This window comes from Flavobacterium melibiosi (assembly GCF_048158545.1).
GTDB lineage: Bacteria > Bacteroidota > Bacteroidia > Flavobacteriales > Flavobacteriaceae > Flavobacterium > Flavobacterium melibiosi.
Genome location: NZ_JBLNKU010000007.1, coordinates 181,021 through 190,748 on the forward strand (window position 1 = coordinate 181,021; position 9,728 = coordinate 190,748).

The following is a 9,728-nucleotide window of genomic DNA, read 5'->3' on the forward strand; positions in this document are numbered from 1 at the left end:
AAGCCTACTTCAATATCTTATTATGATACCATGATGAATGTAAGAAATTTTTTAATAGTTATTGTCTCTGCAATGTGGAGTTTTACATCTATAGCACAATCTAATTTACTGAATGCTAAAACACCAGACCAAATTGGGCTTAAGACTGCTGCACAGCTGATTTCTGATAATGACAAACCATTAGTTTATGGTTATGTACACGACAGAGATGTTTTAATGGGGAAAACTACTTGGGAAATAATCGATTTAAGTGAAAAGATAAATTTTGCATTGTATTTTCCAATTGACACAGCAAATATTGGCTCGGATAGAAGATCCTTGTATGATGTTTTGACTAAAGCAATAAAAAATGGTAAGATTACTGAAGTATATACGGATAGTTATTTTAATACCAAAAAATCTATAGAAGATATTCAAGGTTCATTGAGCCGTATTGATACTACTGATGCAGGTAGAGAACAAATTAACGCAGGTGCTCAAATATCGCCTGAGTATATCTTAAAACAAGATCTTACAGCACAAGATGTATCGAAGTATAAAATTAAGGGGTATTGGTATTTTGACAAACGTCAAAGTGAATTGAAGTATCGTTTACTAGGTATTTGTCCTATGACACCAGACGTGTTTACAATGAATAGTGACGAAAAGGATTATATAGAGTTGTTTTGGGTGTTTTTTCCAGCAGCAAGGGAAGTTTTGCATGAAGCAAAGGCTTTCAATGATAAAAATTCTGCGATGCCAGTTTCATTTGATCAAATATTAAATTCAAGACGTTTCAATAGTGTTATTTACAAAGAAGAAAATGTTTACGGCGATAGAGCTATTGATGAATATATGAAAGATAATGCTCAAAATCAATTGTTAGAATCAGAAAGGGTGAAAGAAAAAATCCGTAATTTCGAACAAGATATGTGGAATTATTAATTTCAATTCTAAAAATATAATGATAAACTCTTACTGTGATGGTAAGAGTTTTTTTATTTTAATGTGTTTACTTTGTATTTAGTTTAAAAAGATGTTTTTAAAATGATTGATTATTTAATAGTAGGTTCTGGTTTAGCGGGTATTTCATTTGCAGAGTTAGCTTTGCGAAGCGACAAGTCGATTTTAGTTTTGGATAATAATTCTCAAAATTCATCCAAAATTGCTGGCGGTTTATATAATCCTGTTATTTTAAAACGCTTTAGTGAAGTGTGGCAAGCTCAAGAGCAATTGGTGTTGATGAATGAATTTTATACTTTTTTAGAAGAGAAACTAAAATGTAAAATAGATTTTAAAACACCCATTTTGAGAAAATTTTTCTCTGTCGAAGAACAAAATAATTGGTTTGCTGCTTCTGATAAATTAGCTCTAGCTCCTTTTTTATCTACACAATTAATTTTCAAAAAGTATGTAGGAATAGATTCCCCTTACGGTTATGGCGAAGTTTTACAAACGGGTTATGTGGACACGGCTTTGTTATTAAATAAGTACAGGGACTATCTGAAACAAAATAATTTATTTCAAGAAGAATCATTCGATTACGATGCTTTGCAAGTTGAATCTGATTGCATTCATTATAAAGATATAAAAGCTAGACATATTATTTTTGCAGAAGGTTTTGGTATGCATGCAAATCCCTATTTTAAACATCTGCCATTAGACGGAACAAAAGGAGAGCTTTTTATCATAAAAGCACCGGAATTAGATTTGGACGTAATCGTAAATACCAGTGTGTTTATTTTACCTCTTGGTAATGATTTATTTAAAGTTGGCGCAACTTATAATTGGAAAAATAAGACTGACTTGCCTACAGAGGAAGGAAAAATAGAATTAATTGAAAGAATAAAAGAAATTATTATGTGTAATTTTGAAATTGTTGAGCATTTTGCCGGCGTTCGACCTACCGTAAAAGACAGAAGACCTTTAGTAGGAACACATCAAAATTATAAATCAATACATATTCTCAATGGTTTGGGTACAAGGGGAGTAATGCTAGGACCAGCAATGGCCAAAGCCTTATTGGACAATATAGAAAATAAAATTCCTTTAAATGCAGCAATTGATATCAATCGATTTCTACCTAAAGGGCAGCAATAATACTATTTTAGATTTGTTTTTTGATCATATGAAACAAACATATTGATGTATATGTTTCTTGATAATCGCAATACAAATGGGAATGATGCAATAAGTGAGGCAATTATTGAAATGAAAGCAACTTTTAGACTGGAGCTAAATATCAAAAAAGATATTATAAAGGCTGCAATTCCAACTGCAACATTCAAACCATAACTTACATACATAGCGCCATAAAAGAATGATGGTTCGATTTGATATTTTAAACCACAATGACTGCAATTTTCATGCATTTTTAAAATTTTATTGAAATGCAACGGATTTTTATCCAAATACATACTCTCATTCTGACATTTAGGACAAGTTCCTGTTAAAATGCTATATAATTTGGATCCTTTTTTTAACATTTGCAAAAAATTTAATTTTTCCTTTTTTAGAGTTACAAATTTACGCATTCGAAAAGGAATAAAATAACAATACATGCTTAATATACACAATTTATCCGTTTCGTTTGGTGGTACTTATTTATTTGAAGAAGTTACCTTTCGATTGGGTGCCGGAGACCGTGTGGGTCTTGTTGGGAAGAACGGGGCTGGGAAATCGACAATGCTTAAAATGTTGGCAAAAGATTTTGCTCCTGATTCAGGAGTTATTTCTCAAGAGAAAGATCTTCGTATGGGATTCTTGCGTCAGGATATTGATTTTGAACAAGGAAGAACAGTTCTGGAAGAAGCATACGAAGCTTTTACAGAGATTAAAATTGTAGAGAAAAAGCTCGAAGAGATTAATCACTTGTTAGTTACAAGAACTGATTATGAAAGTGATGAATACAGCCAAATCATAGAAGACTTATCCGATTATACACACCGTTTTGAATTATTGGGCGGTTATAATTATGTGGGTGATACAGAGAAGATTTTACTTGGTTTAGGATTTAAAAGAGATGTATTCGATAATCAAACCGAGACTTTCTCCGGAGGATGGAGAATGCGTATTGAATTAGCCAAATTATTATTGCAGGCTAATGATGTTTTGTTGCTGGATGAACCTACGAATCACTTGGATATAGAAAGTATCATTTGGTTAGAAAGTTTCTTGCGTAATTATCCAGGAGTTGTTGTGATTGTTTCGCACGATAAAATGTTTTTGGATAACGTAACAAACAGGACTATCGAAATTTCCCTTGGTAAAGCATATGATTTCAATAAACCATATTCTCAATATTTAGAATTGCGTCATGAAATTCGTGAAAAGCAATTGGCAACGCAAAAAAATCAAGCCAAAAAAATTGAAGAAACAGAAAAATTAATCGAGAAATTCCGAGCCAAAGCTTCTAAAGCTTCGATGGCACAGTCATTAATCAAAAAATTAGATAAAGTAGAACGTATCGAAGTTGATGAAGATGATAATTCGGTGATGAATATTACTTTTCCAGTTTCAAAAGAACCGGGTAGAGTGGTGATTGAAGCTGAAAATGTTACCAAAAGTTACGGTGATAAGACGATTTTAAAAGATATCAATTTGTTAGTGGAGCGCGGAAGCAAAATCGCATTTGTTGGACAAAACGGACAAGGAAAATCGACTTTCATTAAAGCGATTGTTGATGAATTCGAATATAAAGGAAATATCAAGTTAGGTCATAATGTGCAATTGGGATATTTTGCCCAAAATCAGGCTGAATATCTGGATGGTGAAATTACTTTGCTTCAAACGATGGAAGATGCGGCAGCGGACACCAACCGAATGAAAGTACGCGATATGCTAGGTTCTTTCTTGTTTCGTGGTGACGATGTAGAGAAAAAGGTAAAAGTCCTTTCTGGAGGCGAAAGAAACCGTTTGGCGTTGTGTAAATTGTTATTACAACCCATCAATGTTTTACTGATGGATGAACCTACGAATCACTTGGATATCAAATCTAAGAATGTTTTGAAAGCCGCACTTCAAAAATTTGGAGGTACTTTATTGCTAGTTTCTCACGATAGAGATTTCTTGCAAGGAATGTCCAATTTGGTTTATGAATTCAAAGACCAAAAAATAAAAGAATATTTAGGGGATATTAACTATTTCTTAGAGCAACGCAATATGGAGAATATGCGGGAAGTTGAGAAAAAAGATGCCCAAAAAGCAGCAGCGCCTAAAGAGAGTAACAAAGCTTCTTATGAAGATCAAAAGAAAGGGAAAGCCTTGCAAAACAAATTGAGTAAAGTAGAAAGTCAAATAAAGCAATTAGAAAGAGATATTCAACAAGATGATAAAATGCTTGCTTCTAATTACGATAAGCATATAGAAGATGCTAAATTTTTTACGGCTTACAATAAGAAAAAAGCAGAGTTAGATAAACTGTTGTTGGATTGGGAGATAGTTCAGGAGGAGATAGACAATTTATAAAAAAAATGAGAGTTCTGATTTGGGGCTCTTTTTTATACAATGATCCCAAGTGATTTTGAGTGTGCAATGGCTTCGCTGCTATTTTTGAAATAACAAACAGAAACTTTAAGGGTTTCTAAATTTTTTAAAATAGCTATTACTTTTTCCTTTTTGGCTGTTCCGGTTTGTCGGATGTAAACGGCTTTTACGGTTACTGGGAAAATTTTACAAATTGCCTCGTATAAAAACGGATCATGTTGCGAATCATCTCCAAGAAGCACATATTCTAAATTGGGATAAAATTCTAAAATGTGTTTTATTTTGTCAAATTTATGATTGTGATTGCCTCTGCCTGTCAAGAAAAAATCAGTCAGGCTCGTTTTAATATCTTTCAATAATAAAACAGCTTTTGGCAGTTTATGGATCTCAGTAAAATTAGTAATGAATCGATATAGATTCCATTCGCTGCTGGAAACATAAAAAAATGCATTGAATTCCTCTTTATTTTCCCTTCCTGCGGTGCTTAACGCCTGATAATGCGTCACAACATCTTCATAGATTTTTCTCTTGTTTACGTTTTTAAACAACAAAACATATAATTTTTTCAAAGGATTAAGCGTGTGAGAAACTAAAAAAGTATCATCAATATCGGATATTATTCCTAAATTTCCTTTGTGTGGTCGAATGTAACTCTCTCCAGTAGTAATAGTTTCGTTTTGATAAACAATACTTACTTCATAATTAATCCAACCGTAATTAGTGTCTTGGTCTAATGGGACACAAAATTTAAAATAACCATCGATTAGTGTTTTGGTATGAATTTTGGAATTATTGTGCTTCAAATATACATCAGCGTTTGCCTCTGTTTTTATTTGAAACATTTTAATAACAGAAGTTGCATTTTTTAGATTCTTTTTTTGAAAATTATATTCTTCAATCGATGTTGGTTTGAAAACATGCCCCATGACAATTAATTCTTGTTCATTAGCATAGCCTCTATATAATTTTAAAATTGGTTTCATATATTGTATTACTTTTGATAGATGTTGAATTTAATGGTTTTTAATCAATAAAAGAAGAAAAAGTTTGAAAAAGAATATCATGTTGGTCGTAAATCCTATTTCTGGTGATGTTGATAAATCAGAGCTTATTGACGCTGCGACTGTTTTTGCTGAAAAAGAAAATTTGAATCTTGTAATTTATAATACTTCCGGCGCCTCTGATATTGAAAACATAAAAGTACTTTATACAACATATAAGCCAAAACGGATTATTGTAATCGGAGGTGACGGAACTATAAAAATGGTTGCTGAAGCCATGGAAACGCATGATGTTATTATTGGAATTTTGCCGGCGGGTTCTGCTAATGGTTTAGCAGTAGATTTAAATTTGCCACCAACAATTGAAGAAAATTTAGAAATCGCTTTTCGTAATGATTATATGGAAATAGATATGATTTCCATTAACGGAAAGAAAAGTGTCCATTTAAGTGATTTGGGTGTAAATGCAGAAATGATTAAGAACTACGAAAATAGTAGCATTCGTGGGAAATGGGGGTATGCTTTACAGACGGTAACCACTTTGATTGATTTAGATGATCCATTTATTGCGACGATTACGGGTAATTTTCCAACTATAGAATGTGAGGCAAGAATGATTGTCATAGCCAATTCCCAAAAATACGGCACTGGAGTTTCCATAAATCCAAATGGTGTGATGGACGACGGGAAGTTTGAATTAGTTATTTTAAAAAATTTGGATTTGGTAGTCCTTGGGAAAATTATTTCTGGGAATATGCCCATAGATTCCGAGGATGTTGAGATAATTTCTACGGATAAAGCCTTTGTTACAACCAATATTCCTGTTAGTTTTCAAATTGATGGTGAATATTGCGGTAAAGAAACGAAACTGAATATCGAAATTTTACCCAAACAAATGAAAGTTGCAATACCCAATCCAATTAGTGAAATTATTTAAATGGATTTCGTTCTTGCCAAATCGTTTCAGGTTCTAAATATTTGAATATTTTTGGCATGTACGAATTAATAATTCGGTTACTATGTGCTATAAATCCATACATTTTTACAGGTTTGGCACCAACAGAACTTTTGATTTCCAAAGCCGTTCTGGCAAATACAATTTCTTTGAAACCTTTATTAATGGAATAGGCAATCATGTCATATAGCATATTCAGATACAACATTTTTTCACGTTGAATACTTTCGTTATATCCCAGAAAATACGTGTCCATCACATCGCCATTTTTTATTAAAGTGTTGAAACCAATTAGTTTTTCATTTATAAAATAACCGTAAAAAAGGAACTTGTCTTTAAAGATTTCTTTAAAAGTTCTAAAATGATTCTTCGGTAGAAAAAAAGTATTGAAAGGAGCATTTTTGGCTACATGAATATACAAATCATAAATAGTATCTTCTAAAGCAATGATGTCCTCGAGGTGTAATTTTCTTTTTTCAATGGTATCCGCTTTTTTTCGGGCTCTTTTGTACTGATCTCTGTATTTTTTTGAAAGAGAGTCGATGTAATCTTGTTCTGACTTCCAATTTACATTAATTGTAAAAATCATATTGGGTTGCGTAGAAAACTGATAATCATTTTTGAATTCAGGAATGGCAAAATGATTAATTTCCTCTTTGTTGAAATCTTTATAGGTGGTAATGTGAATCTTTTTTCCTTTTGCTTTAAATGTTTTTTTTAAATCTGCTGTCGCAGCATTTAGTGCTTGTAAGGCTTTCTTTTTGTTAATGGAGTCGGATAACGCATATGAATTTTGGCCAGTGAGCATATTATTACCAATGACTAGTACATGAGACCCAAAGTTTCTGAAAACAAAATTCCGGATAGCAGTTTTGATGCATTTGTCGCGCTCGCCAAAAGATTCTAATTTATTCAAATCTAAAAATTGGGAAAGTGCAATGCCAACTAAAGTGTCATTTTCGAAAATTCCAATGAAATGACAAATCATATTTTCCGGAGATGATTTTTCTAAAACTTCCAGATATTTTTTGGATAAAAAAATGGTTGAAACGGCTAAATCATTCCACGTTATTGGAAGTTGAGCGGTGGAATTGTAAATTTTAAAAGAATAAGGTGTATTCAAATTGAATTTTAATATTTTACCAAAATTAGTTAATAAAGTTAAAGTATTTCTCTATGCTTCGAAATTAACTAACTTTATATAAATAAAAAAGGAAATTATGAAAGCCTATTCAGAAGATACAATTCAAACCGAATTAAAAGAGTTAAAAGACTGGTCGTTTATTAATGACGGAATCGAGAAAAAGTTTACGTTCTTAGATTTCACTCATGCTTTAGGTTTTATAGTTCAAGTAGGAGTAATGGCAGAGAAAAGGAATCATCATCCGGAATTATTCAATGTATACAATAAAGTAACGATTCGGTTGACAACTCATGATGCTGAAGGAGTCACGGATAAGGATATTGAATTAGCGAAAGCGATTGAAAAGTTACAATAAAAATAAATTTCGCCTTGTTGTCATTACAAGGCAAAATTTTTCAAATTATTTAGAGGATTATTTCCAAGTACAAATAATTCCTCCCATAATCGTCAGACATACTATCCAGAAGCCCCCAGTGACAAGAGTATATTTATAGCTTCTTCTTTCATAAAGCGCATTAGTTCCTATGAGAGGTAATGCAAAAAATAATCCAGTCATAAAACCATGTAGAGCGCCGTGCTTGAAGGTTCTAAATGCAGTTCCATAATCGGCCATGAAAGAAAGGTACGAAGGTTTTGCAATACTTGGATCTCCTCCAACCATTCCTATGGCCCCAGTTTGATGTATTGTTAAGTACTGAAGTACAAAGCTTATGAAAAAAGCATACAATAAGGATACTCCAAATAGCAGAAGCATATTTCCTCCTTTCAGCTTTTCTTCGGTCAGGCCGGATTCTTTCATCCAAATGGTTCCAAAAACTTTTGGATTGTACCAAACAAATCCTACTACAAGTGTAGACAAGGCAGCAACAAAAAGTGCTAGAAAATTGATTTCCATAAAAATTGGTTTTAAAGATTAGTGAATCAAATTTAATAAATTAATATTTAATTAAGAAAATTGAATATTCTTGTAAGATATAACTCTGTAAAAAGTATAAAAAAGTGTATTTCGTCGATTTTATTTGCTGATTAGCTTTGTAGTATGTAGTTTTATGTGTATCAAAGAAATAAATCTAAACGTTATGAGAAATATAACTACTCTATTTTTAGCCCTTTTGTTTTCATTTCCAATGTTTGCAAATGTGTCTCATTCTGAGAAAGATGCGTTGGTGAAACTGTATCAATCTACAAATGGAGATCAGTGGATTGTAAAATGGGATTTAGCATTACCAATTTCTACTTGGCATGGTGTTAAGTTGCAAGACGATAAAGTAATTTCTATTAATTTAGACAATAACAATTTGGTTGGTGAAATTCCAACTGCTATTGCCAATTTGGTTAGTCTTCAAGAGTTAGATTTACATAAAAATAAAATATCTGGAGTGATTCCATCTTCTATCGGAAATTTAAAAGATTTGAAGTTGTTAAACCTTTCGTTCAATAAATTGTCAGGAACAATTCCTTCCTCTGTTTGTGAATTGAGTAATTTAAAAGATTTAGAACTTTATATGAATACGCTTTCAGGTCAGTTGCCTTTGCAAATTGGCGCTTTAAAACAATTAGAAGTTTTATCATTATTCAACAATGAAATTACAGGACAAATTCCGAGTTCCATTTATGATATAAAAACAATGAAAACATTACTTCTAAACAGTAATAAACTTACTGGAGAATTAAGCAGTCAAGTGATAAACATGACTTCTCTTGAAAATCTTAGTTTGTTTGATAATAAAATGAAAGGTCAAGTACCATTGGAATTGGAAAAATTGAATAACTTGAAAGAAATGAATATTTCTTACAACATGTTTAATGGTTTAGTATCTAAAGATTTAGCTGCTTTGGATACATTAAATATGACGATGGTAAATGATAAAGGAATTGCCATTTTATTGGATGTAACGACCGATAGAAATTCAGCAATCGTTTCGGAAGATTAATCCATTAATTAAAAAAGGGGTTAATGCTTGAAAAAATGAGTTTAGTTTTTTTTTAAATAAGTTAATTTAATAAGTTTAGTTAGAAAAACCTGTGAAGCTTTTTGCTTCACAGGTTTTTTTGTAGTGTGCCCAGCATGGGCGGTAACTCTAGGGTGCAAGTCCCGAACACGCCTTTACAGTGGGAAGTGTTAGCTAAATGCAAGGGTGTCCACTGTGAAGTGGAATCTGAA

General features: G+C 32.1%; 10 protein-coding genes. 6 read left to right on the forward strand and 4 right to left on the reverse strand.

From position 1 onward, the window contains the following. Nucleotides 1–33: 33 nt before the first annotated feature. Together porN and ACM55F_RS10735 are read left to right on the forward strand one after the other, a co-directional pair. Complete coding sequence (porN, locus tag ACM55F_RS10730) at nt 34–924, forward strand: type IX secretion system ring subunit PorN/GldN (RefSeq protein WP_416853808.1); 891 nt, start codon at nt 34–36, stop codon at nt 922–924. A 102-nt stretch (nt 925–1,026) separates the two neighbouring features. Continuing rightward, nucleotides 1,027–2,079: an NAD(P)/FAD-dependent oxidoreductase gene (locus ACM55F_RS10735; RefSeq protein ID WP_416853796.1), complete on the forward strand. Its 1,053-nt coding sequence runs from the start codon at nt 1,027–1,029 to the stop codon at nt 2,077–2,079. 2 nt (nt 2,080–2,081) lie between these two features. Here the strand turns inward: ACM55F_RS10735 and ACM55F_RS10740 are convergent, their stop codons facing one another. Beyond that, on the reverse strand, nt 2,082–2,465 hold the full coding sequence (locus ACM55F_RS10740; protein ID WP_416853797.1) for a DUF983 domain-containing protein: 384 nt from the start codon (nt 2,463–2,465) through the stop codon (nt 2,082–2,084). Between the two features lie 73 nt (nt 2,466–2,538). Here ACM55F_RS10740 and ACM55F_RS10745 point away from each other — a divergent pair, with 73 nt between their 5' ends. Further along, nucleotides 2,539–4,446 (forward strand): ABC transporter ATP-binding protein, encoded by a 1,908-nt coding sequence (locus ACM55F_RS10745; RefSeq protein ID WP_416853798.1) that lies wholly within the window; start codon nt 2,539–2,541, stop codon nt 4,444–4,446. Between the two features lie 32 nt (nt 4,447–4,478). On the opposite strand, the gene ACM55F_RS10750 is transcribed toward ACM55F_RS10745, so the two are convergent. Next, on the reverse strand, nt 4,479–5,447 hold the full coding sequence (locus ACM55F_RS10750; RefSeq protein WP_416853799.1) for an App1 family protein: 969 nt from the start codon (nt 5,445–5,447) through the stop codon (nt 4,479–4,481). A 64-nt stretch (nt 5,448–5,511) separates the two neighbouring features. Between ACM55F_RS10750 and ACM55F_RS10755 the strand changes: the two genes are divergently transcribed. Further along, nucleotides 5,512–6,402 (forward strand): diacylglycerol/lipid kinase family protein, encoded by an 891-nt coding sequence (locus ACM55F_RS10755; RefSeq protein ID WP_416853800.1) that lies wholly within the window; start codon nt 5,512–5,514, stop codon nt 6,400–6,402. Here the strand turns inward: ACM55F_RS10755 and ACM55F_RS10760 are convergent. Further along, nucleotides 6,395–7,543, reverse strand: coding sequence for a GNAT family protein (locus ACM55F_RS10760; RefSeq protein WP_416853801.1), 1,149 nt, complete (start codon nt 7,541–7,543; stop codon nt 6,395–6,397). The two genes, ACM55F_RS10755 and ACM55F_RS10760, sit on opposite strands and share 8 nt — an antisense overlap. Nucleotides 7,544–7,640: 97 nt before the next feature. Between ACM55F_RS10760 and ACM55F_RS10765 the strand changes: the two genes are divergently transcribed. Next, nucleotides 7,641–7,919 carry a 4a-hydroxytetrahydrobiopterin dehydratase gene (locus ACM55F_RS10765; protein WP_416853802.1) on the forward strand — a complete coding sequence of 93 codons (279 nt, stop codon included), beginning with the start codon at nt 7,641–7,643 and terminating at the stop codon, nt 7,917–7,919. 57 nt (nt 7,920–7,976) lie between these two features. Here ACM55F_RS10765 and ACM55F_RS10770 read toward each other — a convergent pair whose 3' ends face one another. After that, entirely contained in the window at nt 7,977–8,459 is a 483-nt protein-coding gene (locus tag ACM55F_RS10770) for a DUF1761 domain-containing protein (RefSeq protein WP_416853803.1), read from the reverse strand. 184 nt (nt 8,460–8,643) lie between these two features. Here ACM55F_RS10770 and ACM55F_RS10775 point away from each other — a divergent pair, with 184 nt between their 5' ends. Next, entirely contained in the window at nt 8,644–9,498 is an 855-nt protein-coding gene (locus ACM55F_RS10775) for a leucine-rich repeat domain-containing protein (RefSeq protein WP_416853805.1), read from the forward strand. The last annotated feature ends 230 nt before the right edge of the window (nt 9,499–9,728 follow it).

Excerpts from the sequence above, each read along its gene's own strand:
- porN (WP_416853808.1), top strand. The coding sequence starts at position 34 with ATGAATGTAAGAAATTTTTTAATAGTTATTGTCTCTGCAATGTGGAGT.
- ACM55F_RS10735 (WP_416853796.1), top strand. The coding sequence starts at position 1,027 with ATGATTGATTATTTAATAGTAGGTTCTGGTTTAGCGGGTATTTCATTT.
- ACM55F_RS10740 (WP_416853797.1), bottom strand. The coding sequence starts at position 2,465 with ATGTTAAAAAAAGGATCCAAATTATATAGCATTTTAACAGGAACTTGT.
- ACM55F_RS10745 (WP_416853798.1), top strand. The coding sequence starts at position 2,539 with ATGCTTAATATACACAATTTATCCGTTTCGTTTGGTGGTACTTATTTA.
- ACM55F_RS10750 (WP_416853799.1), bottom strand. The coding sequence starts at position 5,447 with ATGAAACCAATTTTAAAATTATATAGAGGCTATGCTAATGAACAAGAA.
- ACM55F_RS10765 (WP_416853802.1), top strand. The coding sequence starts at position 7,641 with ATGAAAGCCTATTCAGAAGATACAATTCAAACCGAATTAAAAGAGTTA.
- ACM55F_RS10770 (WP_416853803.1), bottom strand. The coding sequence starts at position 8,459 with ATGGAAATCAATTTTCTAGCACTTTTTGTTGCTGCCTTGTCTACACTT.
- ACM55F_RS10775 (WP_416853805.1), top strand. The coding sequence starts at position 8,644 with ATGAGAAATATAACTACTCTATTTTTAGCCCTTTTGTTTTCATTTCCA.